General features: G+C 73.5%; 18 protein-coding genes. 5 read left to right on the top strand and 13 right to left on the bottom strand.

Going from position 1 to position 23,974, the window contains the following annotated elements:
- Nucleotides 1-206 precede the first annotated feature (206 nt).
- The gene (locus tag WME98_RS39145; protein WP_437946810.1) at nt 207-1,289 is read left to right on the top strand and encodes an L-erythro-3,5-diaminohexanoate dehydrogenase; all 1,083 of its coding nucleotides are present in this window, start codon (nt 207-209) and stop codon (nt 1,287-1,289) included.
- Between the two features lie 81 nt (nt 1,290-1,370).
- Here the strand turns inward: WME98_RS39145 and WME98_RS39140 are convergent, their stop codons facing one another.
- The 6 genes from WME98_RS39140 to WME98_RS39115 all read right to left on the bottom strand — a co-directional run bounded on the left by WME98_RS39140 (nt 1,371) and on the right by WME98_RS39115 (nt 9,994).
- Complete coding sequence (locus WME98_RS39140) at nt 1,371-3,593, bottom strand: ATP-binding protein (RefSeq protein ID WP_437946809.1); 2,223 nt, start codon at nt 3,591-3,593, stop codon at nt 1,371-1,373.
- 115 nt (nt 3,594-3,708) lie between these two features.
- The gene (locus WME98_RS39135) at nt 3,709-4,086 is read right to left on the bottom strand and encodes a hypothetical protein (RefSeq protein ID WP_437946808.1); all 378 of its coding nucleotides are present in this window, start codon (nt 4,084-4,086) and stop codon (nt 3,709-3,711) included.
- Nucleotides 4,087-4,090: 4 nt separating this feature from the next.
- Nucleotides 4,091-7,576 carry a sigma 54-interacting transcriptional regulator gene (locus tag WME98_RS39130; protein WP_437946807.1) on the bottom strand — a complete coding sequence of 1,162 codons (3,486 nt, stop codon included), beginning with the start codon at nt 7,574-7,576 and terminating at the stop codon, nt 4,091-4,093.
- Nucleotides 7,577-7,849: 273 nt separating this feature from the next.
- Entirely contained in the window at nt 7,850-8,725 is an 876-nt protein-coding gene (locus WME98_RS39125) for a DUF2520 domain-containing protein (RefSeq protein ID WP_437337660.1), read from the bottom strand.
- Nucleotides 8,722-9,393 (bottom strand): nicotinate (nicotinamide) nucleotide adenylyltransferase, encoded by a 672-nt coding sequence (nadD, locus tag WME98_RS39120; RefSeq protein ID WP_061621673.1) that lies wholly within the window; start codon nt 9,391-9,393, stop codon nt 8,722-8,724. The genes WME98_RS39125 and nadD overlap by 4 nt, the downstream gene beginning before the upstream one ends.
- Nucleotides 9,377-9,994 (bottom strand): hypothetical protein, encoded by a 618-nt coding sequence (locus WME98_RS39115; RefSeq protein ID WP_437337658.1) that lies wholly within the window; start codon nt 9,992-9,994, stop codon nt 9,377-9,379. Before WME98_RS39115 ends, nadD begins: the two co-directional genes overlap by 17 nt.
- Before the next feature lie 220 nt (nt 9,995-10,214).
- Here WME98_RS39115 and WME98_RS39110 point away from each other — a divergent pair, with 220 nt between their 5' ends.
- Entirely contained in the window at nt 10,215-11,489 is a 1,275-nt protein-coding gene (locus tag WME98_RS39110) for a 2Fe-2S iron-sulfur cluster-binding protein (RefSeq protein WP_437946806.1), read from the top strand.
- Between the two features lie 42 nt (nt 11,490-11,531).
- On the opposite strand, the gene WME98_RS39105 is transcribed toward WME98_RS39110, so the two are convergent.
- From WME98_RS39105 to WME98_RS39095, 3 genes are all read right to left on the bottom strand, one after another.
- The gene (locus WME98_RS39105; protein ID WP_437614013.1) at nt 11,532-12,263 is read right to left on the bottom strand and encodes a heme exporter protein CcmB; all 732 of its coding nucleotides are present in this window, start codon (nt 12,261-12,263) and stop codon (nt 11,532-11,534) included.
- Between the two features lie 8 nt (nt 12,264-12,271).
- On the bottom strand, nt 12,272-14,203 hold the full coding sequence (speA, locus tag WME98_RS39100; RefSeq protein WP_437946805.1) for a biosynthetic arginine decarboxylase: 1,932 nt from the start codon (nt 14,201-14,203) through the stop codon (nt 12,272-12,274).
- 225 nt (nt 14,204-14,428) lie between these two features.
- Nucleotides 14,429-14,806 (bottom strand): hypothetical protein, encoded by a 378-nt coding sequence (locus WME98_RS39095; RefSeq protein ID WP_437946804.1) that lies wholly within the window; start codon nt 14,804-14,806, stop codon nt 14,429-14,431.
- Between the two features lie 212 nt (nt 14,807-15,018).
- On the opposite strand from WME98_RS39095, the gene WME98_RS39090 reads away from it, so the two are divergent.
- Complete coding sequence (locus WME98_RS39090; protein ID WP_437946803.1) at nt 15,019-16,047, top strand: CPBP family glutamic-type intramembrane protease; 1,029 nt, start codon at nt 15,019-15,021, stop codon at nt 16,045-16,047.
- Between the two features lie 39 nt (nt 16,048-16,086).
- Here the strand turns inward: WME98_RS39090 and WME98_RS39085 are convergent, their stop codons facing one another.
- Nucleotides 16,087-16,572: a hypothetical protein gene (locus tag WME98_RS39085; RefSeq protein WP_437319901.1), complete on the bottom strand. Its 486-nt coding sequence runs from the start codon at nt 16,570-16,572 to the stop codon at nt 16,087-16,089.
- 219 nt (nt 16,573-16,791) lie between these two features.
- Here WME98_RS39085 and WME98_RS39080 point away from each other — a divergent pair, with 219 nt between their 5' ends.
- Nucleotides 16,792-17,493: a lytic transglycosylase domain-containing protein gene (locus WME98_RS39080; protein ID WP_437946802.1), complete on the top strand. Its 702-nt coding sequence runs from the start codon at nt 16,792-16,794 to the stop codon at nt 17,491-17,493.
- Between the two features lie 214 nt (nt 17,494-17,707).
- Complete coding sequence (locus tag WME98_RS39075) at nt 17,708-19,093, top strand: KamA family radical SAM protein (protein ID WP_437337651.1); 1,386 nt, start codon at nt 17,708-17,710, stop codon at nt 19,091-19,093.
- A 141-nt stretch (nt 19,094-19,234) separates the two neighbouring features.
- On the opposite strand, the gene WME98_RS39070 is transcribed toward WME98_RS39075, so the two are convergent.
- The 3 genes from WME98_RS39070 to WME98_RS39060 all read right to left on the bottom strand — a co-directional run bounded on the left by WME98_RS39070 (nt 19,235) and on the right by WME98_RS39060 (nt 23,963).
- Complete coding sequence (locus WME98_RS39070) at nt 19,235-20,698, bottom strand: helix-turn-helix transcriptional regulator (protein ID WP_437946801.1); 1,464 nt, start codon at nt 20,696-20,698, stop codon at nt 19,235-19,237.
- 343 nt (nt 20,699-21,041) lie between these two features.
- Nucleotides 21,042-21,692, bottom strand: a complete 651-nt coding sequence (locus WME98_RS39065) for a hypothetical protein (protein ID WP_437946800.1) — start codon at nt 21,690-21,692, stop codon at nt 21,042-21,044.
- Between the two features lie 222 nt (nt 21,693-21,914).
- A complete protein-coding gene (locus tag WME98_RS39060; protein WP_437946799.1) occupies nt 21,915-23,963 on the bottom strand; it encodes a MopE-related protein in 2,049 nt (682 codons plus the stop codon).
- Nucleotides 23,964-23,974 lie beyond the last annotated feature (11 nt).

Below are 23,974 nucleotides of genomic sequence, written 5' to 3'. Positions count from 1 at the left end.
CCCCTCGTTCCCGTCCCCGACCCCCTTCCTCTAGCCCTTCCCTGACGCCGCCCTCCGGGCGGCGCAAGTGCGTCCAATCCGCGGGGAAAACGCCGATCGGCGCCGGCCGGGCGGCCGGCTCCGGGCCCCTCCGGGCGGCGCGCCGGGCCGCCTCAGCGATGCAGACCGCCGCCGCTCGGCGCATTGCCCTTGCTTTCGGGCGCGGCATGTTCAACGGCCTCGGCGTGAGCTCCGAAGCGACGCAACGCACCCTCGCCGCAGGCGATCCGCTGGGCACGCACCGCGTGCTCGATCCACCGGGGGCCCTGCCGCAGCCCGCAGCGCGGCTGGACGCTGACGCCTCGCGCAGCTTCGAGACCGAGATCGTCGTCGAGGTGCAGACGCTGAACATCGACGCCGCGAGCTTCCGCCAGATGGAGGAGGCCTCCTTCGGCAGCCCGGACGGCGTGGCGCGGCTCGTCCTCGAGACCGTCGCGCGCCGGGGCAAGCAGCACAACCCGGTCACCGGCTCGGGCGGCATGCTGCTCGGCGTCGTGCGCCGGGTCGGCTCGCTGGCGGAGCACCGCGGCGTCGCCGTCGGCGATCGCGTCGCGACGCTCGCCTCGCTGTCGCTGACGCCGCTCTCGCTCCGCCGGATCGTCGCCGTGCGCCCCGCGTCCGCGCAGCTCGACGTCGAGGGCACCGCGATCGTCTTCGCGTCGGCGCCGCTCGCGCGGATGCCGACCGACATGCCCGAGCGGCTCGCCCTCGCGCTGCTCGACGTCGCGGGCGCGGCGCCCCAGGTGGCGCGCCTCGCCGGCCCGGGCGACACCGTGGCGGTGCTCGGCGCGGGCGGGAAGTCGGGCCTCCTCTGCGCGGCCGAGGCGCGGCGGCGCGTCGGCCCCGGCGGGCGCGTGATCGGGATCGAGGCATCGGCCGAGTTCGCCGCCGACCTGCGCGCGCTCGGGCTCTGCGACCACGTCGCGGTCGCCGACGCGCGCGATCCCATCGCGGTGCGCGACGCCGTGCTCCCGCTCACGGGCGGCGCGGGCGCCGACCTCACGCTCTCGTGCGTGAACGTCCCCGGGGTGGAGCTCAGCGCGATCGTCGCCACGCGCGACCGCGGCAAGGCGTACTTCTTCGCGATGAGCACGAGCTTCACCGCCGCCGCCCTCGGGGCCGAGGGGATCGGCAAGGACGTGGACCTCTACATCGGCAACGGCTACGCGCACGGCCACGCCGACCACACGCTCGCGCTCGTGCGCGAGCGCCCCGCGCTCGCGGCGCTCATGGCGTCGCGCTACGGCTGATCGCGCGGCGCGGCGCGGCGAGCGCGCGCCGCAGCGGCGCTCGTCGGGAGCGCCGCTGCGCCGCCGGCAGTCGCGGAGGCTTCAGCCCGGCCGATCCTGAGGCGCCGGCTCGGCCGCCGGGAGCGCCGCCGGCGACGGCGCGGACGGCGCCGCGCCCAGCTTGTCGACGGCGGCCGGGAGGATCACGGCGAAGGTGCTCCCCTTCCCTTCGTACGAGCGGACCTCGATGCGGCCGCCGGCGCTCTGCGCGATGCGCTGGCTGATTGACAGCCCGAGCCCCGTCCCCTTGTCCTTCGTGGTGAAGAACGGCAGGAAGATGTTCGCGAGCACCTTCTGCGAGATCCCCGGGCCGTTGTCGGTGACGTTGAGCTCGACGAACGGCTCGTCCGAGCCGGAGCCCGGCCGCGTGCCTCGGCCGAAGCGGACGCGCGTGGAGATCACCACCTTGCCCCGGCCTTTCATGGCCTGGACCGCGTTGCGGAACAGGTTCATCAGCACCTGCCGCAGCTGCTCGGGATCGATGGCGACCCGGGGGAGATCGGGGTCGAGCGTGACCTCGACCTCGAGCTGGTCGTTCCTGCGCTCGATCGAGAGCACCTGCAGCGTGCGGCGCACGATCGCGTTCACGTCGGTCGGGACGACCGAGCCCTGCGCCGGCCGCGCGAGATCGAGCACCGAGCCCACGACGCGGTCGAGCCGATCGACCTCCTCGAGGATGATCCCGATGAACTCGCGCGACGCCGGATCGATCTGCGCCTCCGGCACGGGATCGGCGAGCAGCTGCGCCGCCCCCTTGATCGCCCCGAGCGGGTTCCGGATCTCGTGCGCGAGGCCGGCCGCCATCTGGCCGAGGAGCGCGAGCCGGTCACGCTCCTTCATCTGCGCGTAGAGGCGCGAGTTCTCCAGGACGACGCCGATCTGCGCGGCGAGCGTCTCGAGCAGGGTGAGCTCCTCGGGCGAGAACGCGTCGCGCACGCGCGTGTCCGCCACGACGAGCAGCCCGATCGGCTCGCCTTGCTCGTCCCGCGCGCACAGCACCACGCCCGAGCAGAGGCTGCCGAGCACCTCGGCCGCCGCGAGCACCGCGTCCTCGGGGACCTGCGGCCGCACCTCCGTCCGCCGCGCGAAGTTGCCGTCGTCGTCCGCGTCGCTGCGGCTCCGGCGCGCCCGCCGCTCGCGCGCCTCGCGCTCGAGCTCCTCCATCGCGAGCGGCCCGCGATCGAGGCGATCGAGCAGCGCCCGCGCCGTCGCCACCTCGATCCGCTCGGGGACGCGCGGCCCGAGCGACGCGAGCCGATCGAAGCCGGTCCCGTCCTGATCGCGCAGGTACAGCGCCGCCGCGGTGACCCGGCGCGACTGCTCGAGCGCGCTCATCACGATCGAGCCCATCTCCTCCACCTCGAGCGTGTGCACGAGGCGCCGCCGGGCGTCCGCGAGCGAGCGATCGAGATCGAACCGCTCCCGCAAGAAGAGGCGCTGGAGCTGCTCCTCGACACGCTCCCGCAGCGGATCGAAGAGCACCAGGATGACGATCGCGGCGAGCACGGCGTTCAGGTACATCGTGTTGAAGCCGCCGATGAACGTGAGCAGGAGATAGAAGATCAGCGCGATGAGGAACGCGACCGCCGTGGCGACGAGCAGGCGCGCGAGCATCTCGTAGGCGTCGAGGAGGCGCTCGTGCCGCAGCGCCTGGGCGAGCACGAACAGGAACACGATCGAGAGCGCCGCGCCGACGGGCGGCGGCTCCGCGCCGAGGAACCAGGCGAAGTCGGCGACGCTGGCGAGCGCGGCGAGCGCGCCGATCACCACGAGGAACCGCACGCGCCGCTGCGTCGCGCGCGAGGAGCTCTGCTTGCCGCGCTGGCCGAGCGTGAACAGCCCCGCGGTGAGCAGCGCGAAGACGTAGAGGAAGATGCAGCCGCGCGTGAGCCAGTCGAGCCACGAGCCCGGCTCCCGGCTCACCAGCACGAGGACGAACAGCGGGATGGCGAGCACCCCCGCGAACCGGAGCAGGCGCGAGCGGCGATCCCCGTCGTGGGGGATCATCGCCTCGAAGAGGTGCAGCGCGAACTGCGGGAGCAGCACGGCGAGGATGGCCGTGAAGCGCTCCCAGATGGAGGCCTGGAAGAAGCCGAAGAGCGACTGGGAGAGGTACCAGAGCCCGACGTCGGCGGCGAAGGCGGCGAAGAAGAGGTGCACGCGCCGGACGCGCCCCCGCAGCAGCGTCGAGGCCGCGATGGCGAGGGCCAGGGCCCCGCAGACCAGGGTCGTCCGTGTGCGGAGATCGATCCCGAGCGGCGCCACGCGCGAAGGCTACCGCAGCGAGCCGCGCGGCAACCTCAAAACGAGCCGGGGCGCTCGTGGACGAGCGCGCCAGGGCGCCGGGCGCGGCCGCACAGGGCCGGCGGTGGCCTGCAGCTCAGCGCGTCCCGTCGCCGTCGCTGCTGCCCTTCGGGTGCCACGGGAGCGGCTCCGGCATCTGCGTGTCCCGCGATCGCACGTACGTCCGCGTCCTCGATCCCTCGTCGCCGGCGGCCGGAGGCGAGGCCTCGCGCAGCCGGAGCCGCGACAGCTCCGCGCGGTCGGCGGCGGGGGCGGCGACGTCGCGCTCGACGTCCTCGCCGCGTGTATCCGAGACGAGCGCCTCGTCGGAGCTCGTCGGCTCGAGCTCGCTCCACGCGTCGTCTGCCTGCTCGTCGCGCTCCCCGGGCGCGAACGCGCACCCCGTGAGCAGCGCAGGGACCGACAGCGCAAGCGCGAGGCCCCCGGACAGCCAACCCCTCCTGCAAGGTCGCATCACTTCAATCCTCCGACGTCCCGCCAAAGCCATACTGTTTCACAAGCTGCGAAAGACGTGGTCTCTTCATACCCAAGAGCACCGCGGCGCGCGTGATATTCCCGCGACTTTCGTCGAGCGCCCGGGCGATGCACTCGCGCTCGATCTCGCGCTTCATGTCGCTCAGGCTGACCCCTCCTCGGACATGCGCGTACGCGAGCTCCAGCGGCGTGCGGTCGACGGGCGCCGACGGGGCCACGGGCGCCGACGGGGGGTGAGACTCAGGCTCCGCCCGCTCGGGCGCGGAAGAGCGAGGGCCGCTCGACGGCTCGACGGCAGGGATAGCAGGCAGCATGCCAGCCCTCGGTGTCATCGGAGCGCTCGCCGGTTCCAGGGCCTCGAGGTCCCGCAGCCCCTCGACGTTCGCCGTGAAGTCCTCGAGCTCGATCACCTCGCCGTCCGCGAAGATCGCCGCGGCGCGTAAGGCGTTCTCGAGCTCGCGCACGTTGCCCGGCCAGGCGTGCCGCGAGAGGGCCGAGATGGCCCTGCCGGAGAGGCGCTTCGGCGCCGTGCCGCGCTCGGCGGCGATCCTCTCCAGGATCGCGGCGGCGATCGCCGGCACGTCGCGCGGCCGCTGGCGGAGCGCCGGGACCTCCAGGACGACCTGCCGGAGGCGATAGTAGAGATCTTCCCGGAACTCGCCGCGCGCGACCATCACGCGCAGATCGCGGTGGGTGGCGCAGAGGATCCGGACGTTGGCGCGCAGCGGGGTGACACCCCCGACCCGCTCGAAGGTCCTGTCCTGGAGGACGCGGAGCAGCGCGACCTGCGTGCGCGGCGAGATGTCGCCGATCTCGTCGAGGAAGAGCGTCCCCCCCTCGGCGAGCTCGAACCGCCCGCGACGGCGCGCCGCCGCCCCGGTGAACGCCCCCTTCTCGTGCCCGAACAGCTCCGAGAGCAGCAGCGTCTCGACCAGGGCGGCGCAGTTCACCTTGATCAGCGGCCCGCCCCGCCCGCTCGCCTCGTGGATCGCCTCGGCGACGAGCTCCTTCCCCGTGCCGCTCTCGCCGTGGATCAGCACGGTCGCGTCGCTCGCGCCGACCTTCTCGACCTGGTGGAGGAGGCTGAGCAGCGCCGGCGCCGTCCCCACCAGCCGCTTGATCGCGGGCACCACGGTGGACGGCCGGTGCGCGCGCGCCGCGATCCGGGCGCACCCGGCGCACGCGCTCGATCCGCACAGCTCGCAGCCCCTCGGCTCCGCCTCGGCGGCGACGCGCGCCGACGCCTCGAGCCGGCCGAGCGCCGCGAAGAGCCGGCGCGCGAGGAACCTGCGCGCGATGTCGGGCGGCAGCGACGCGGTGATGCGATCGCGGAGGTGGATCGCCGCCTCGAGGTGCGACCGCGTGGCCGCGGCGTCGTCGTCGGGCGCGCGCGGCGGCCGATCCCCGGACGCCGAGGCGTGGTGGAGCAGCACGTGCGCCTCCAGGGCGCGCTCGCGGCCGTGGTCCTTCCGCGAGAGCGCGAGCGCCTCGGCGGCGAGCTGCCCGAACGGCTCGCCGGCGGCGCGCGCGCGGAGCGCCTCGAGGAGCGCGACCTCGGCGAGGTGCCGATCGGACCTCGCCTCGGCGCGCGCCGCCTTGATCATCTGCGCGGCGAGCAGGAGGTCGCCGTCGTCGAGCGCGATGCGCGCGGCCACGGCGTAGCACTCGCCGAGCTTCGGGCCGGCGCCGTACGTGAAGGCGGCGCGGAGCTCGTCCCCGGCCTCCTGGGTGCGGCCGCGCTCCAGGTGGATCTGCGCCGCGACGTAGGCCACGTGCGTGATCCACACGCCGGGGATGCCCGGGCCGGAGACCTTGCGCGCGAACGCGAGCGCCTGCTCGGCCTCCTCGAGGAGCCCGAGCTGGAGCCGGAGCTCCGCGAGGTTCGCGATGAGGTTCACGAGCGCGACCTTGTCGCCGATCTTGCGGAAGATGCCGATCGCGCGCTCGAAGAGGCGCAAGGCCTCCGGGTACTCGTGCTTCAGGTGGGCGATGACCGCGAGGTTCGTGAGCGCGTAGCCGGTCGCCGCGCGCTCGCCGCGCCGCTCGCCGTCGTCGAGCACCGCCGAGAGCATCGCGCGCGCCTCGTCGAGCCGGCCGCTGGAGAGCTGCGCGATGGCGCGGTTCAGCCGGGCGCGCAGCTCGCTCACGTGCTCGCCGGCGCGCGCCGCCTCCCACGCGTCGGCCGCGAAGTGCCGCTCCGCCTCGGACCAGGCCTGCTGCGTGAGGAGCAGCTTGCCGAGGATGTTGCGCGCCTGGAGGCGCGTCGCGATCTCGCCCGCGCCGGCGAGCCCCTCCTCCGCGTGCGCCTTGGCCGCCGCGAGGTCGCCCGTCTTGCAGCAGAGCTCCGCCACCTCCACGGCGCCGCGCGCCCGCTCCGCGGGCGTGGCCGCGGCGGCCGCCGCGCGCGAGAGCACCATCGCGGCGGTCGTCAGGTCGCCGCGCGCGCTCGTCGCGCGGCCGTGCACGAGCAGCGCGGCGAACGACTCCCCCTCTCCCAGGGCCGCCGAGGAGAAGTCGAGCGCGAACTCGACGTCGCCGAGCCGGAGCGCGAGCTCCGCGGCCCGGAGCAGCCGCTCGCCGGGCGGCGAGCCGGAGAGCGCGCGCATCGATCGCGCCCAGCGCTGCCAGAAATCGGCGCGCGCCGACGGCTCGCCGACCGAGGAGATGGCGAGCGTCGCCGCGGCCTCGGCGCGGTCGGCCCGGCCCAGCGAGGCGAAGAGCTCGCTCGCGCGCGAGAGGCTCCACGGGTCGGACGGCTGCTCCTCGAGCGCCTCCGCGACCGCGAGCACGTCCTCGGGATCGGCGCCGGCCGGATCGGCGGCCGCGCGCCGCGCCGTCACCCACCCGCGCTCGTCGGCCTCGATCAGCCCGAGGCCCGCGAGCTCGTCGCCGGCGAGCGGGCACGCGGCGGCTCCGGGCCCCCGCTCCGCGCGCCGGGGCGCGAGCCGGCCGAGCTGCGCGGACGGCCAGGGCCGCTGGCTCAGCGCGAGCCAATCGAGCAGCCGCCTGGCCTCGAGGCTCGGCTGCTGCGGCAGGGGGCGCGGCTCGGCCGGCGCGGCCAGCACCGCGGAGCACCAGCCCTCGAGCGCGTCCAGCCGGTCGAGCTTCGCGACGACCCGGCGCTCCGCCTCCGCCGCGAACGCCTCCCAGAACCGGTGCAGGTCGTCGGGCGACGCGACGCCGTCGATCGCGATCGCGCTCGTCCACGGCCGCCTCGCCGCGTCGCTGCACACGATGACCAGCGCGGAGCTCGATCCTTCCGCGATGAGGCGGGAGACCTCCTCCAGCACGAGGCTCCCCCAGCTCGTGGGCTCCCCCTCGGAGACGAGGAGGATCGCGCCCTCCGCGGCGGCGCTGATGCCCTGCGCGACCGCGACCGGATCCGCGGAGGCGACGCCGCAGCGCAGCGCGAGATCGCGCCAGGGATCCCGACCCGCGGCGTGCGCGGCCGAGATCAGCGAGCGCCCCACGCCTCGCGCGCGACGCGCGAGGTGGGAGCAAACCGCATCCAGGATCGGCCGCTGTCCATGGACGTGGAGCACCCCACGCGACGCGGCTTCACGGACGCGCTCATCGAGCGCCCGGAAACCCCCGGCATCGCTCGTGGTGGCAGAAGGAACGCAGGCTGCGGCGACAGATCCCAAGGCAATGGAAGCGTACCTCTCGGCTGGAGCACGCATCAACGGATCCTGCCGTCGAGCATCAATAAGTAATTGCCGCACCAATAGAAAATTTCAGTGCGACTACCGGGTTCCGTCCAGGACCTGCTGGATCGCGTCGAACGCGTCCGGAGGCGCTTCGCCCAGGGCGCGGGCCAGCGGGAGCTGCGTGGCCGCGGCGGCGACGTAGAACGGGACGAGGTGCGGCGCGAGCCGGCGGAGCGTCTCGAGGTGCCGCGCGACGCCGGGCGCGTCGCCGCGCCGGACCGGCCCCGTGAGCGCCTCGGGTACGCCGAGCACCTCGACGTTGTCCGCGACCGTGCGGAGCAGCGGGCCGAGCATCTCGGCGGCGGTCTTTCGCTCGACGCCGGCGCGCTCGAGCAGGTCGACCCCGGCGGCGGCGAGCGCCGCGGCGCCGTTGGCCACGAGGCCCGCGGCGGCGTGGTAGGCGACGCGGTCGAGGTCGGAGAACGTGCGCGGCGTCATCCCGAGGCGCACGCCGAGCGCGCGCGCGGCGCGCACGGCGGCGGGATCGCCGTCGATGTGGAGGTGGCCGCGCTCGAGGAAGGGCACGAACGCGGGCGAGGCGAACGAGATCATCGGGTGCATCTGCGCGACCGAGACGCGGCGGCCCCGCACCGCGGCGAGCGCCTCCGGGCCGAGCGCGCCGGCGCAGTGCACCACCGCGACGTCCCGGTGGCCGACGAGCCGCAGGTCGCGCATCGCCTCGGCCGCGGGCGCGATGGCCCCATCGCGCACGGCGAGGATCACGAGGTCCGCCTCGATGCGCTCCATCGGAAGCCCGTCCCGCGCGGGCCGCAGCGTGACCGACAGCCCCGCGTCGCGGCTCGCGCGCGCGAGCCCGCGGCCCACCTTGCCGGCGCCGTAGATGAACACCTCCGGGAGGGCGCTGTCGTCCCGGTGCATCGGCGACGGGCGTGTGCTGTCCATCTCGTTCATGCGCCGCTCCCGTATAGGCCGTGCGCGAGCGCGTAGTCGAGCACGGCGCGCGGCACGCGCTGGCGGACGGCCTCCAGATCGCCCGCGGCGAACGCCCGGCGGATCTCGCTGCTCGAGATCTGCGGGAGGAGCACGTCCGCGGGGCGCAGGAGCGGGCGCGGGTCCGCCGCCGCGTCGAGGCGCTCCGCGGCGGTCGCGGCGAAGCCGGAGCGGCCGAGGACGATCGGCGGGGCGAGCTGCTCGATGCGATCGAAGCGGTGCCAGCGCGGGAGATCCGGGAGCACGTCGGCGCCGACGAGCAGGCGCATCGCCCAGCCGGGGTGCGCCGCGGCGAGGTGCTCGAGCGTGCGCAGCGTGAGGCTCTCGCCGCCGAGATCGCGCTCGACCGCCGAGACCGACACGCGCGGGAGCCAGCCGAGCGCGAGCTGGCACATGGCCAGGCGATGCTCGAACGGCGCGAGCTCCTTGGAGAAGGGGTGGCGGTAGACGGGGACGACGAGCACCTCGTCGATCGGCGCGACGGAGATCGCGTAGGTCGCCGCGAGCACGTGCGCCACGTGGGGCGGGTTGAAGCTGCCGCCGAAGATCGCGACGCGGCGCGCTTCTGACGCTGACCCGCGTGCGCGCCCGCCCGTCGCGCCCGCTGCGCCCTCAGCCGTGCGAGCCACCTTGAACCCTCAGCTTGGGCCCGGCCGCGGGCGGGCCGACGATCTCGCGCGCGGTCACGGCGCCGCTCGCGTTGATCACCTCGATCCGCACCCCGCCCTGCCCGTCGTCGAGGAGCGCCCGGCCGCCCTCGGAGCCGATCGGCCCGGGAGAGAAGAACGTCCGCGGGCCGACCCTCTTGATGAGCGGCTCGGAGCTCTTGCCGAAGACGAGGAGCGACGCCGCGACGATGTCCTCCTCGTCGAGCGCCGCCTTGTCGAACACGAACAGCGCGACGCGCCCGTCGAGGATCTCGATCGTGCGCTGGCCCGGCGGGAGGCTCATCAGCACCTTGAGGCGCAGCCGCGCCCGCTCGGACGCCACGAACGCGTCGATCTGCTCCGGCGTCGCGGCGGCGCAGCGCGCGGCCCGATCGAAGAGGGCGCCCTCGGTCGGGTTCACGCCGACCAGGCTCTGCGCCCAGCCCTCGACGACCCGGTCGAGCGCGTCGTCCTCGGCGACGTAGATGACCCGCTCGGCGTGGCCTTCGTCGAGCAGGTGCTGCGCGCCGCGAGCGAGCGCGGGCAGATCACCCTGTGCAGGGCCGAGGACGCCGAGGCGCATCGGCCACAGCATAGATCAGCGCGCGAAGCGGGGGGCACCTTCTCCGCGCCGCGCGCTCGCGCCGGCGACGCCGCGCGCTTTCCGTGCCGCTTCCGTGCCGCTTCCCTGCCGTTGCTTACCGTCTGCTTGCCGCTTCCCTGCCGCTCGCTTGCCGCTTCGTTCCCGCGTTTTCCCTGGCCCGCGGCGCGCGCGCCCGGCGCGCGTCTGCTAGCGTCCGCCCATGTTTCGGCGAGGTCGCGCGCTCCGGGATCCGGTCACCATCACCCTCGACGGAGCGGACGTCCCGGCGGAGCGGGGAGAGCCCCTGGCCGTGGCGCTGCTCGCCTCCGGGCGCGTGACGCTCGCGCGGAGCCCGAAGCTGCACCGCCCGCGCGCGCCGACCTGCCTGCGCGGCGGCTGCGACGGCTGCCTGGCGCGGGTCGACGGGGTGCCGAACGTGATGACCTGCCTGCGGCCCGCCGCCGGCGGCGAGCGCATCGAGGTGCAGAACGTGGTCGGCTCGCGGGAGGCGGATCTGCTCCGGGTGACCGACTGGTTCTTCCCGCAGGGGATCGACCACCACCACCTGATGGCCGGCGTCCCCGGGCTGTCCGGGGTCATGCAGTCGATCGCGCGCAAGCTGGCGGGGCTCGGCCGGCTGCCGAGCGCGCCGCTCCCGCCGGAGCCCGCCGCGCGGCTCGAGCTGGACGCGGCGGTGATCGGCGCCGGGCCCGCCGGCGTCTCGGCGGCCTCGGCGCTCGCGGCGCGCGGCCTGCGCGTCGCGCTGATCGACGACGGCCTCGCCCCCGCCGGGTCGCTCGCCGGGGCGCCGCGCCGGGCGGCGGAGCTCCTCGCGCGGCACCCGCTCGACGGGGTGCGCGTGCTCTGCGAGCACGTGGCCGCCGGCGTCTACCTCGGCGAGCTCCTGGTCGCCGGCGACGCGGGCGCGACCGTGATCGAGGCGCCCGCGCTGGTCTTCGCCACCGGGGCGCACGACGGCGTCGCGGCGTTCCCGAACAACGATCTGCCCGGGGTCTTCTCGGCGCGCGCGCTCTGCCGGCTGCTCGCCTGCGGCGTCGAGCCGACCGGCCCCGTCGCGATCGCGGGCGAGGGCTTCTGGGCCGACGAGCTCGCGAGCGCCCTCGGCGACCGGATCGCGGCGCGGATCCCGCTCGCCGCGCTCGCCGCGGTGAACGGGATCTCGCAGGTGAAGAGCGTGACCGTGCGCGGCGCGCCCTCCGCCCAAGGCAGCCCGACGCGCGATCTCAAGGTGGTGGCGCTCGCCGTCGAGGCGCCGGCCGCGCCGTCGTTCGAGGTCGCCGCGCAGGCGGGCGCGCGCGTCGAGGTCGACCCGCGCGCGGGGTACGCCGTGCGGGTCGACGCGCGCGGCCGGGCCGGCGACGGCGTGTGGGCGATCGGCGAGTGCACCGGCGCCGCGCTCGATCTCGACGGCGTCGCGCGGGCGGCGGCGCTGCTCGCCGACGACGTGGTCGCGGCGCGCGGCGCGGCCGCGTGAGCCTGCGATCGCCGTCGCGCCGCGGCCCAGCTGCGCGGCGGGTCAGCCCTCGATGATCAGATCGAAGAGGCCGATCCCGCCCGCGATGAACACGACGTCGAACACGCCCATGAGCGCCACGTAATCGGTGAGCTCGCCGAGCGTCGCGCCGCCGAAGAGCTCCCGCGTCCCCGCGACCGCGGCGAGCAGGGTGGGCGCGAGCAACGGGAAGAGGACGCTCGCGAGCACGAGGTCGCGGGCGCGCGTGCGCACGGTCATGGCCCCGAAGAGGGTGCCGCTCGCGGCGATGCCCGGCGTCGCCGCGAGGCAGAAGAGCGCGAGCCCCGCGCCCGTCTTCGCGAGATCCACCGCGAAGAGGAGCGCCGCGGCCGGGATGATGATCGCCTCGACCGCGATCACGAAGACGCACAGCCCGAGCGCCTTGCCGGCGAACAGGGCGCTCCTCGCGATCGGCAGGACGAGCAGGCCCGAGAGCGCGCCGTCCTCGCGCTCCCGCTGCCACGTGCGGCTCAGCGCGAGCACCGACGCGAACGCCACGCTCACCCAGATCACGCCGGGCGCGACCCGCTCGGCCGCGTCCTGCCCGGCGTAGAACGCGAGCGACGCGATCACGGCGACGAGCACCGCGAAGAACCCGCTCGTCGTGACGATCTCGCCGGTGGCGAGCTCGATCGCGAGATCCTTCCGCGCGACGAGCATCGCCTGGCGCACCCACCCGGGCCGGCGCCTCGACAGGGACGCCGGGCCCGCAGGCGCCGTGGTCTCGGAGAGCACGGCGCCGCTCAGAGGCTCAGGTACGTCTGATCCTTGAGCCCGCGCTCGTAGTCGGCGAGCAGCCGCATGCCCTCGGTCGGCTTGAGGAGGTCCTGCTTGATCGCGCCGTCCACCTGGGCCTTCACCTTCCCGACGAGATCGCGGTTGTCGTACTGGGTCAGCGCCAGGACCTCGTGGATCTTGTTCCCGGCGATCGTCTCCTCGATGTAGTACCCGCTCTCCTCGTCCTCATCGAGGAAGACGTGCACCTCGTTGACCCGGCCGAAGAGGTTGTGGATGTCGCCCATGATGTCCTGGTACGCGCCGGTCAGGAAGATGCCGACGTAGTACGGCTGGTCGCCCACGATCGGATGCAGCGGGAGCGTGTCCTTCACGTCGTTCAGATCGATGAACTTGCTCACCTTGCCGTCGGAGTCGCAGGTGATGTCGACGAGCGTGCTGTCCGCCGCGGGGCGCTCGTTCAGCCGGTGGATCGGCACGATCGGGAAGAGCGCGCCGAGCGCCCAGTGATCGAGCAGCGACTGGAACACCGAGAAGTTGCAGATGTACTGGTCGGCGAGCTGCTTGCGGAGCTCGCCGAGATCGTCCGGCACCTCCTCGGGGTCGAGCTCCGACGCGATCTTCTCCATCGCCTCGGCGATCTCCCAGAAGAGGATCTCGACCCGGGCCTTCACGTCGAGGTTGAGCAGGCCGAGCTCGAACATCTTCTGCGCCTCCTCCTTGATCTGGAGCAGGTCGTGCCACGACTCGCCGAGGTTCGGCCCGGAGAGGTTGTCCTTGATATAGAGGAGGTTCTGGATGAGCTTGTGCTCCTCGGTCTGGATGTCGATCGGCGACATCGGCGTCTTCTCGATCGAGCCGAACGCCTGGACGACCAGCACCGAGTGGTGCGCGACGATCGCGCGGCCGGACTCCGAGACGATGTTCGGGTGAGGCACCCGCTCCTCGTCGCAGATGTCCGCGATGTTGTGCACGATGTCGCGCGCGTACTCCTCGACCGAGTAGTTCATCGAGGAGTGGAAGGTCGAGCGCGAGCCGTCGTAGTCGATGGCGAGGCCGCCGCCGACGTCGATGTACTCGATGCGCTGCCCCATCTTGCGGAGCTTCGCGTAGTAGCGCGTCGCCTCGCGCACGGCGCGCTTGATGATCAGGATGTCCGGCACCTGCGAGCCGATGTGGAAATGGAGGAGCTTGAACGAGGAGCTCATCCCGGCCTCGTCCATGATCCGGATCGCCGCGAGGATCTCGGCGGTGGAGAGCCCGAACTTCGCGTTCTCGCCGCCGGACGTCTTCCACTTGCCCGCGCCCTCGGTGAGCAGCCGCACCCGGAGGCCGATCATCGGCTCGACGTTCATGTCCTTGGCGACGCGGGTGATCATCCGCACCTCGGAGAGCTTCTCCGCGATGAGGATCACCTTCTTGCCGAGCTTGCGCCCGATCAGCGCCGTCCGGATGAAGTTCTCGTCCTTGTAGCCGTTGCAGACGATCAGCGACTCGGGGTCGTGGTGGACCGACAGGCCCGCGAAGACCTCGGGCTTGGAGCCGACCTCGACGCCGTAGTGGTAGGTCTTGCCCGCGTCGAGGATCTCCTCCACGACCTCCCGGAGCTGGTTCACCTTGATCGGGAACACGCCGCGGTACGTCCCGCGGAACTTGCTCTCGGCGATCGCCTTGTTGAACGCCTCGTTGAGCGACCGCACCCGGTGGTGGAGCAGGTCCTGAAAGCGGATCAGGAGCGGCGTGCGGAGCCCCTGCTCGAGCGCCGCGTCCACGACGTCGCGGATCGCGATCTTGCTGCCGCGCTCCTGGAGCGGGGCGACGGTGAGGTTGCCGTCCGGGCTCACGTCGAAATAGCCGCGACCCCAGCGGTCGATCATGTAGAGCGACTTGGCGTCTTCCGTCGTCCAGACGCCGGTCTCGGTCTCGTGCGCGCTGCTCACAGTCGTTCTCCTTGGCGGGGCTCGCGGCGGGCGACACCCACCTTTCTGGGAGGGCCCACGGGGGGCTTCAGGCTCATCAGGGGACGTCAGATCGTCGGTCCGACGCTGGACGGCTGGACGCCGCGCGCTGGCGACGCGGCTCAATTACGATAGGAACGCCGGACCTTCAAGGGCGGGCAGCCCGGTCCGGTCCGGCATGGACGGCGCGCTCGACGAGCGGGCGGCTCAGGCCTGAGCCTTGGGGGTGGCCGAGGCGGCCTTCGCCCGCTTCGAGGCCGACTGGTAGAGGTCGTAGAGGCGCGGCACCGGGTACGCCTCGAGGCGCTTCCTGTAGCCCTGGTCCTTCGACCGGTTCAGGACCGCCAGCGTCTCGTCGATGAGCTTCGCGCGCGTCCCGAACTTCTCCTTCACCATGCTGAACGTCGCGTGCAGGCGGAGGAGCTTGGCGTTCGACACGTGCTCCAGGCCCTTGGAACCGCCCCGATCCGTGCTGACGCGCCCGAGCCAGAGGTCCTCGTTCGCGAGCCCTTTCAGGGCCTCGACGAGCTTCGCCTTGTCGCCGAAGCGCTCCTTCACGATCGCAAGCGGATTTTTGCTGGCCATTCTGAGACTCCCACGGGCAGGCGGGGCCTGCGCCGGAAATGCGCGAGATGACTCGCGCGGCATTGAAGAGGGAGCGCGATCTAGCAGAGCGGCCGGGGTCACCGCAAGGGCGCGCCGCGGAGGACCGCGCCGGCGGCGGAGGGACCGCGCCGGCGGCGGAAGGCGCGAACGCGGCGGAGCCCGCGCGTCGGCGCTGTGCTGGGCCGCGGATCATGGTACAGGGCGCGCCGATGCTCAACCTGGGGAGCTGGCTCGTGGCGCACATCGACCGGCTCAGGCCGCTCCGGCCACCCTCGGACGCGAGCGCCCGCCTCGCCGAGCCGTCGTCGGCGCTGGCGAGCACCCTGCTGAAGGCGCTGTTCCCGGTCGCCGCGTTCATCGCGCTCGCGCCCCTCCTCTGGCTCTTCTTCCGGCGCACCTGGCGGGAGCTCGACGTCGAGGCCCACGAGCACCAGCGGCGCACCCTCGCCGCCGGGGGCTACGACCGCCGGCCCGCGGTCCTGTTCACGATCACCGCGGTCGTGCTCATGCTGCAGCAGTACTACGGCGGCCGGGCGGTCTACGACGAGCACATCCGGCCGTGGCTGCGCGAGCTCGAGCTCGCTCAGACGCTCTCGCCGGCCGGGGTGATCGTGCCGATCTCGCTCCGCCGCTACGACGAGCTCTACAGCTACGTGTGGTGGTCGTTCACCCGCGTCTTCGGCTACGTCGCCATCCCCATGGTCGGGTGGAAGCTCTGCTTCCCCAGGGACAGCTTGCTCGACATGGGGCTGCGCGTCCGGGGGCTCGCGCAGCACGCGTGGATTTACCTGCTCTGCCTCGCCGTCGTGGTCCCGGCGGTGTTCATCGTCGCGAGCGCGCCCGACTTCGGGAGCTACTACCCCTTCTACAAGCAGTCCTCCCGCTCCTGGTTCGACCTCATCGCCTGGGAGGCGATGTACTTCGCCCAGTTCTTCGCGCTGGAGATCTTCTTCCGCGGCTTCTGGCTCGCCGGCCTGCGCCACACCCTGGGCTCCGGCGCGATCTTCGCGATGGTCGTCCCCTACTGCATGATCCATTTCGGCAAGCCGTACCTGGAGGCGGCCGGCGCCGTGGTCGCCGGGATCGCGCTCGGCTCGCTGGCGATGCGCACGAAGAGCATCTACTCGGGCTTCCTGGTCCACGTCACGATCGCGCTGCTCATGGACCTCGTCGCGCTGTCGAACCGCGGCGCTCTGCCGCGATCGTTCTGGGGGACGTGACGCCGGCGAGGCCGGCGCCGCCGGCCCTCGCGCGGCGGCTCAGCCGAGCGTCCGGGTCAGCTTGCGCATGATCTCGGCGCGGCTCCGGTCCCGGATCTCGCGCCGGTACAGCGCCTCCAGCCCGACGGCGGCCGCGCGCGCCGCGTCGCGGTGCTCGCCTTCCCAGGGGAGCACCGCGAGCCGCCGCCAGAGGATCTTCTCCAGGAGCCGGGGCCTGCGCCTGGCCAGCGCGCCGCTCGCGAGCTCGATGACCCGGGCGGAGGCGGGGTCGGCCCGCATCGCGCGCACGAAGAAGCCCACGGCGGCCGTGACGCGGCGGCCGCCGCGCATCGCCTGCACGCCCGCGTCGCACAGCGCCTCGGCCCGCTCGCGCGGGGTCGCGGCGCGCCGCGCGCGCTCCCGCGCGGCCTGGACCTCGGCGCTCAGCGCGTCCCGGCGCCGCCGGGCAGGGCGCATCTTGATGACGAGGAACAGGATGAAGAGGGCCGCAACCCCCGCGAGCACGTGTCGCCAGCCGATCTCCATGGCGCCCGCCTTAGTACAGCGCCCGGGACGTGCTCACCAGAGCGAGCTTCCGCGCGGACGCCCCCGCGGTGGACGGCCTCGCGCGGCCGTCCTCGGAATGGCGCCGCCCGCCGCGGCGTTCGTCGTGGCGTTCCACGACGTTCCTTTCCGCGACGTCCTTTCCACGACGTTCCTTTCCGCCGCCACGGTGCGGTTTGCGCGAGCAGGCGATCCCAACCTATGCTGAGCCGAGAAATGCCCGTCCCGTCGACCTCCGGCTCCTCCGTTCGCATGCCCCTGCGGGCCCTCGTCGCCGCGCTCGGGCTGGCCGCCCTCGCGCTGCACCCGGGCAGCGCGCGCGCTGATATCTTCACGTACACCGACGCGGATGGAACGGTGCACTTCTCGAACCGCGCCGCCGGCGACGCGCGGTTCAAGGTGTACATCAAGGGCGACGGGCGCCGCCCCGGGGCCCGCCCCGGCGTGGCCCCGGTCGCCCCGAGCGACAAATCCCTCGAGCGCTTCAGCCGCTACGACACGTGGATCCGTCAGGCCGCGACGCTCTACCAGATCCCCGAGGAGCTCGTCCGCGCGGTCATCAAGTGCGAGAGCGACTACGATCCGCGCGCGGTCTCGCCGGTCGGCGCCCAGGGGCTGATGCAGCTGATGCCCGAGACCGCCCTCCGCATGCAGGTGCGCGACCCGTTCGACGCGCGGGAGAACATCTTCGGAGGAACGCGGTACCTGCGCATCCTGGCCAACCTCTTCAACGGAGATCTCGATCTCACCATCGCCGGGTACAACGCCGGCGAAGGGGCGGTGATGCGGTACGGCGGCATCCCGCCCTACGAGGAGACCCAGGCTTACGTGACGCGCGTGCGGACCTACTACGCGCGCTACCGCACCACCCGGGATACCACGGTGGCCTCCATCGAGCCCTGATCGGCTCGCCCGCCGCGCCGCCCCTCCGCTCGCCAGCCGGAGGCGCGCTCGACCACACGGCGTAGCGCACACCGCCCCCGACGGGGGTACCGCGATGCTACGATCCCAGGAACGGCTGCCGCAGCCGCCCCCGGGCAGGCCCCGGGAAGCGCAGGTGCGGGCAGGCGGCCATCCATCACGCTCTCTTTGCTCCGCGCGGGCAAGGGTCCACGACATGACGACCACCTCGAGCCTCATCGAACTCACCAAGCGAAGCCCCGACATCGCGCCCCTCAAGCCGCCGGTGGACCCGGCGTCGCTCCAGCACACGAAGCTGCCCGAGGTGCCCGACTTCCGGAGGATCCCGGCCTACGCCGAGGTGACCGACGAGCAGTTCATGGATCACCGATGGCAGGCGAAGAAGTCGATCACCCGCCCGGACAAGCTGCTCGACACGCTGCGCGGGATCGTGTCGGACGACTTCATCCGCGACGCGACCGAGGGCTTCGCGCACGCGCCCATGAGCGTCCGCGTCTCGCCGTACATGCTCTCGCTGATCGACTGGAACGATCCGTACGGCGATCCGCTCCGGACGCAGTTCATCCCGCTGGCCTCGCGCTTCCTGCCGGATCACCCGAAGCTCGGGCTCGACTCGCTGCACGAGCGCGCCGACGCGCCGGTCCCCGGGCTGACGCACCGGTACGCCGACAAGGCGCTGTTCCTCCCGCTCGACACCTGCCCCGTGTACTGCCGCTTCTGCACGCGCAGCTACGCGGTGGGCATCGACACGGAGGAGGTCGAGAAGACCCACTTCAAGGTCGACGAGGAGCGGTGGAAGCGCGCGTACGCGTACATCGCGTCGCGCCCGGAGCTGGAGGACATCGTCGTCTCCGGCGGCGACGCGTACAACCTGCGGCCGGAGCAGATCAGCGCGATCGGCGAGACGCTCCTCAGGATGCCGAACATCCAGCGCATCCGCCTCGCCACGAAGGGCCCGGCCGTGATGCCGCAGAAGATCCTCACCGACGACGAGTGGATCGACGCGGTGACGCGCACGGTGGAGCTTGGGCGGAAGCTGCACAAGGAGGTCGTGATCCACACGCACTTCAACCACCCGAACGAGATCACCGGCATCACCCGCGACGCGATGAACAAGCTGTTCGAGCGCGGGATCACGGTGAGGAACCAGTCGGTGCTGCAGCGCGGGGTGAACGACACGCCCGAGACGATGAAGCTGCTCGTGAAGCGCCTGGGGCACCTGCACGTGCACCCCTACTACGTCTACATCCACGATCTCGTCCGCGGCGTGGAGGACCTCCGGACCACGCTCGCGACCGGGCTCATGATCGAGAAGCACGTGCGCGGCTCGACCGCCGGGTTCAACACGCCGACGTTCGTCGTCGACGCGCCCGGCGGCGGCGGCAAGCGCGACGCGCACTCGTTCGAGCACTACGACCGCACCACCGGGATCTCGGTGTTCGAGGCGCCGAGCGTCAAGCCGGGGCAGCGGTACACGTACTTCGATCCGATCGATCAGCTCCCGGCCGAGGGGCGCGCCCGCTGGGCGGACCCGGCGGAGCACCAGAAGATGATCGACGAGGCGCTCCGCGCGTCGCGCTGAGGCGGCCCGCGCGCGGGTGGTCGAGGGGCCGCGCTCGGCGAGCGGTCGAGGGGCCGCGCGCGCGGGCGGTCGAGGGGCCGCTCGCGGCGGCGGGCGAGCGCCCGCGCGTGAGCTCGCGGCGGCAGGCGCGCCCGCGAGGCCCTACTGGCCCTCGGCCTGCCCCGAGCCCTCGGCCGGCGGCGGCTCCGCGTAGCGGGCGAGCGCGCCGGCGAGCTCGCGCTTCACGCGGTCCACGAGGTCGGGCGGCTCGACCACGCGGGCGGTCTCGCCGAAGCCGAGCACCCACGTCGCGAGCTCGGTCATGTCGCCGATGTGCATCGTGAGCCGCACGCCGCCGCCGGGCAGCTGCGTGATCTCCTGGGAGGGGTGCACCTTGCGCGTCCGCACGAACTCGGTCACGCGCTCGTCGAAGTCGATCACGACGCGCCGGGGCTCACCGCCGCGCCAGATGCCGAACTGGCCCTGGAAGTAGTCGTCGATGGAGAAATCAGGGGGCAGCTCGAAGCGCTCGGTGACCGCGCACTCCGTGTCGCGCATGCGATCGAGCAGGAACGTGCGCACCTCGCCGCGGCTCACGTGGAGGCCCACGCAGTAGATCGCGTCCTTGTAGAGGACGAGCGCGTACGGATGGATGAGCACCCGCTCCTCGCGCCCGTCCCGCGAGCGGCGGTAACGACACCGGAGCGGGCGCAGATCGGCGACGGACTGGAACAGGTCGTCGAGCTCCTCGGTCCGCGCGGCGTAGTCCTTCGGGGCGAACGGGAGGTAGAGGAAGCGCTCCTCCAGCCGCGCGTCGGCGACGCCAGCGTTCGGGCCGCGCCCTGGCCTGCGCGCGACGCCGAGCAGCCGCTGCGCGGCGAGGTCGATCTCCTCGAAGAGCGTCGAGCCGCGCATCGGCTCGAAGAGACGGCGGGCGGCGAGCAGGGCGTATGCCTGCGTCCGCCGCACCTCGACGCGCCGGGGCGCCTCGCTCGGCGAGAGGCGCCAGAGGCGAGGGCCGCCGGGGCGGGTGGCGACCGACACGAGATCGAGCTCGCGCTTGACCTCGACGAGGTAGCGCCGGAGCGAGCGCGGCGTGACGTTGAGCTCGCGCGCGAGGTCGTAGATCGTCAGGCCGGCAGGGTGCTTCTGCAGCAGGCTGCGCAGCGAGTCGAGCCGCCGGTGCTGCGTGAACGGGCCACGCGGCCGGCCGCGCCGCGGGCCGCCCTTGGCGTCGTCCTCGTCGTCCTCGTCCTCGTCGTCCTCCGGCGCAGGAGGCCTCCTCGAGGCGGCCGCCGAAGGGGGCGCGTCCGTCCGCGCCGGGGCCGCTGGAGGGCGCACGCTCGGCGGAGGGCGCACGCTCGGCGGAGGGCGCACGCTCGGCGGAGGCGGGGCCGCCGTGCTCGGCCTGACGTCGGGCGCCGCGTCCCCCGTGAGCCGCGGCGTCGCGCCGGCGCGCGGCTTCGAGGGCGGCAGCGCGCTGCTGGAGAACGGGTCGGCGGCCTGGCCGACGCGCCCGCGGGGCGCGCCCCCGGCCCCGCTCGAGCCGGCGGCCCCCCGCGCGCGACCGGGCGAGGTGGCCGGCGCGGGGGCGCCCCCAGGGCCTGTGCGAGCAGCGCGCGCCATCAGCTCAGCGCTCTATCGCATCACCCCTTCCCATCCAAGATGTTTGTCCCGCGCTCCTCCGGCCGGACGGCGATCGCGGCGCGGGCGCACGAGGACACGCGCGCCGCACGTCGGGCTCGGGCTGCGGCTGCGCTCTGGCTGCGGGCGGCGCGGGCACACGAGGACCCGCACGCCGCATGCCGCTCGCCGCATGCCGCTCGCCGGGCTCCGGCCACGGCATGGGGGGCGCGCGGGCGCAGCGCGCCAGCAAATCCGTTAGTTAACCTAACTTATCGACACGTGAGCCGCAGAGACGCAGCGGCGCCGGCGCACGGGGGCGCCCCCGCCAGGCGCCGCGGGCGGCTCACCAGGGACGATCGCGCATCGTCTTCTTGTACTGCTCCTTGTAGAGGTCGTGGCACTGCTTGCAGCTCGCCTTCGCGCCGTCGATGTCGCCGGCCTTCGCCTTGGCGGCGCCGGCCTTGGAGATCGCCCCCCAGCTGCCCATGCCCGGCGGCGGCTTGCCGGCCACGTACTGGAGCGCCGCCGCGATCTTCTCGCCGTCGCCGCTCGAGGTCGCCGACGCCATCGTGCTCTTCATCCAGGCCTGCATCGGACAGAGCTTCTGGCCCTTCGATCCGCACTCGAACTTCTTCTCGCCCGCCTGGGCAGCGCCGGTCGCCGCCGGCGCTGCGGCCGCAACGGCCGACGCCGCCGCGGTCGCCTTCGCGGCGGCCGCGGCCGTCTCCGCCTTCGCGTCCGCCGCGGCCGTCTCCGCCGGCGCGGCCGCCGCCGCAGCCGTCTCCGCCGGCGCGGCCGCCGAAGGCTCGGCCGTGGCCGCGGCCGGCGTCGCCGCCGGCGCGGCCGTCGTCGCCGCCGGGGCCGCGCTCTCGGTCGGCTTGCCCTCGGCCACCGCCCCCGGGGTCGTCGCGTCGTTCCCCTTGCTGTCGCAGCCGAGCGTGGCGAAGGACAGGCTCGCGAGCAACAGCGCGAGCGGGGTGATCGTTCTCCTCATGCAGTCTCCTTGGTGATGAACAGAAGCGCTCCTTCGAGCGCGACCGAGGGATGCGTGCCGCGGTCCCCGGCTCGACGCGCAGTGTAAACGGGTCGCCGTCCGTCCGCTGCGTTCGCGCGCCCCCTGGACGCCGCCACCCGAGGGCCCGACGCGAGGTGCCGCCTCCAGAGGCGACATCCGACGACATGGACCTCTCCGCCGGTCAGAGCGCGCTCGCCCCCGTCAATCGCGCGTCCCCGGCGTCGCGGCGAACGCCGACCACCGGAAGTTGTCGAGGAGGGCGACGGAGTCGTTCCAGGGATCGTTGGTGTCCCAGATCACAAATCTCAGCTCCATGATCTCTCCCGGGACGACGTTGCCATTCATGACCAGCCAGCCGGTCCCGCCGCCGGCGCGCTCGCTCGTGCCGCACCAGCCAGGTTCGCCCTCGATCTGCGCGGGCGGCCTCGTGATGTCGAACCCCGTCCCGAGGAGCTGGCCGACGCCCGTGCAGGTGGTCGTCGAGCCGGCCTTGGCGCCGCCGCCGCACCCGGTCGGCCCGTTGACGCACTGGGTGAAGAGCCCGGTATCGCCGAATGCGAGGTTCACGCCCAGCGGGTAGACCGAGCCGCCGGCGGGCGGGGGATCGTAGAACGCGAGGTTCTTGTCGTCGGGGTTCGCCGCCTCGCCGGGGAAGGGCTCGAACGTGGAGTCGAGGAGCGCGAGGAAGAAGTCGTTGAACCGGCTGCACACCCACTCCGGGTATTCGGACGAGAGGAAGAACGTCGAGACGCTGAACGAGCTCGCGTTCGTCGGCACGCGCACGCGCAGCCGCAACATCACGGGATCGTGGGCCGTCGTGCCGCCCAGCGGCTCCGGACAGCCGGGCGTGTTCGGGAGGCGCTCGCCGTTCGCCTCGAGCCAGTCCGCGGGCATGCCGCTCGACGTCCCCATGTTCTGGCCACCCTGGAACGGGGCGAAGCTCGGCCGCGTGTTGTTCGGCGACGCCTGGGCCGCGGCCACGCCCGTCGAGAGCACCGCGAGCCGCGCGCCCCGGAGCGGCAGGATGCCGGAGCCGAAGCCCCGGCGGATCGACCGCTGGGCCGCCACGGGCGTGCCGGCGCCGTCGGCGAGGCGGAAGCTCGCCGAGATGACGCCCCACGTGCGCCGCGACGTCGTCGTGGTGGCGCAGAGATCCATCGCCTTCGCGTAGTCGAGCGCGGTCGCCGAGTCGCTCGCGAGCCCCTCGTCGCAAGGCGAGGCGTTGTCGACCGCGCCGTCGCAGTCGTCGTCGATCCCGTTGTCCGCCACCTCGAAGGCGCCAGGGTTCATGAGGGACGCGGGGCCGCACGCGTCCAGCGAGGAGTCGCAGCAATCGCCCTCGCAGATCGTCCACCCGTCGCCGTCCTCATCGGGCGGGTTGTCGACCGTGCCGTCGCAGTCGTTGTCGATGCCGTCGGCGCACGCGTCGAGCTCCGGCAGCACCTGGCCGAGGCACGGCCCCCAGCCGAGGCCGCTCGGCCTGCACGTGGAGACCCCGGGGGCGCAGGGACCGGCGCCCTCGGTGCCAGGCGCCCCCTGGTAACACGCCCTCGCCTCGCCCGGCGTGCACGAGCAGGGCCCGCGCGCCCCCTCGTCGTGCTCGCACCCGTCCGCCGGGTCCTCGTTGCAGTCGAGGAAGCCGCCGTCGCAGGCGCTGAGCACGCAGCCGCCCGCGACGCAGGCGCTCTCGCCGTGCGCCAGATCCGGACACGCCCGACCGCACAGGCCGCAGCTCAGCGCGTCGGTCTGGAGATCCCGGCAGAGCCCGTCGCAGCACGAGGCGCCGCCGTCGCACGGGCGCGTCGGCGAGCAGCCCTGAGCGCACTCGCCCTCTCCGGTGCACAGCGTGCCAGGAGGGCAGTCGCCGTCCGCGACACAGGCAACACAGGTGTGCTCGGCGGGATCGCAGTGGAGCGGAGCAGGGCAGTCGGACTCGGATTCACATCCGGCCACGCAGCGCTTCGCCTCGGGATCGCACACCTGGCCGGCCGGACACGCGTCCGGGCCGGGGAGGCACGCGACGCAGCTGCCCGTCGCCCGGTCGCAGAGCGGAGCGCCCGGATCCGCGGAGCAGTCGGTCGGGCAATCGCCCTCGCCCTCCCCTCCGCCGCCCAGGGGAACGCCGGGAGATCCGGCGCCGGCGGCGCAGGACGGCGCCGCCGCGGACGCGAGCGCGAGCCCCGCCACGGCGACGAGCCCTCCGGTCCAGGCCAGCGGGCGGCGACGGACAGCGCGGGTTCTGGTCGACATCGGCGAGCTGC

The organism is Sorangium sp. So ce296, assembly GCF_051529605.1.
GTDB classification, from domain to species: Bacteria; Myxococcota_A; Polyangia; order Polyangiales; family Polyangiaceae; genus Sorangium; species Sorangium cellulosum_D.
Note: the sequence above shows the minus strand (reverse complement) of the source record. Positions and strands in the feature narration are given on the sequence as shown.

Excerpts from the sequence above, each read along its gene's own strand:
- WME98_RS39145 (WP_437946810.1), top strand. The coding sequence starts at position 207 with ATGTTCAACGGCCTCGGCGTGAGCTCCGAAGCGACGCAACGCACCCTC.
- WME98_RS39135 (WP_437946808.1), bottom strand. The coding sequence starts at position 4,086 with ATGCGACCTTGCAGGAGGGGTTGGCTGTCCGGGGGCCTCGCGCTTGCG.
- WME98_RS39125 (WP_437337660.1), bottom strand. The coding sequence starts at position 8,725 with ATGAACGAGATGGACAGCACACGCCCGTCGCCGATGCACCGGGACGAC.
- WME98_RS39115 (WP_437337658.1), bottom strand. The coding sequence starts at position 9,994 with ATGCGCCTCGGCGTCCTCGGCCCTGCACAGGGTGATCTGCCCGCGCTC.
- WME98_RS39110 (WP_437946806.1), top strand. The coding sequence starts at position 10,215 with ATGTTTCGGCGAGGTCGCGCGCTCCGGGATCCGGTCACCATCACCCTC.
- WME98_RS39095 (WP_437946804.1), bottom strand. The coding sequence starts at position 14,806 with ATGGCCAGCAAAAATCCGCTTGCGATCGTGAAGGAGCGCTTCGGCGAC.
- WME98_RS39090 (WP_437946803.1), top strand. The coding sequence starts at position 15,019 with ATGGTACAGGGCGCGCCGATGCTCAACCTGGGGAGCTGGCTCGTGGCG.
- WME98_RS39085 (WP_437319901.1), bottom strand. The coding sequence starts at position 16,572 with ATGGAGATCGGCTGGCGACACGTGCTCGCGGGGGTTGCGGCCCTCTTC.
- WME98_RS39080 (WP_437946802.1), top strand. The coding sequence starts at position 16,792 with ATGCTGAGCCGAGAAATGCCCGTCCCGTCGACCTCCGGCTCCTCCGTT.
- WME98_RS39075 (WP_437337651.1), top strand. The coding sequence starts at position 17,708 with ATGACGACCACCTCGAGCCTCATCGAACTCACCAAGCGAAGCCCCGAC.
- WME98_RS39070 (WP_437946801.1), bottom strand. The coding sequence starts at position 20,698 with ATGGCGCGCGCTGCTCGCACAGGCCCTGGGGGCGCCCCCGCGCCGGCC.
- WME98_RS39065 (WP_437946800.1), bottom strand. The coding sequence starts at position 21,692 with ATGAGGAGAACGATCACCCCGCTCGCGCTGTTGCTCGCGAGCCTGTCC.
- WME98_RS39060 (WP_437946799.1), bottom strand. The coding sequence starts at position 23,963 with ATGTCGACCAGAACCCGCGCTGTCCGTCGCCGCCCGCTGGCCTGGACC.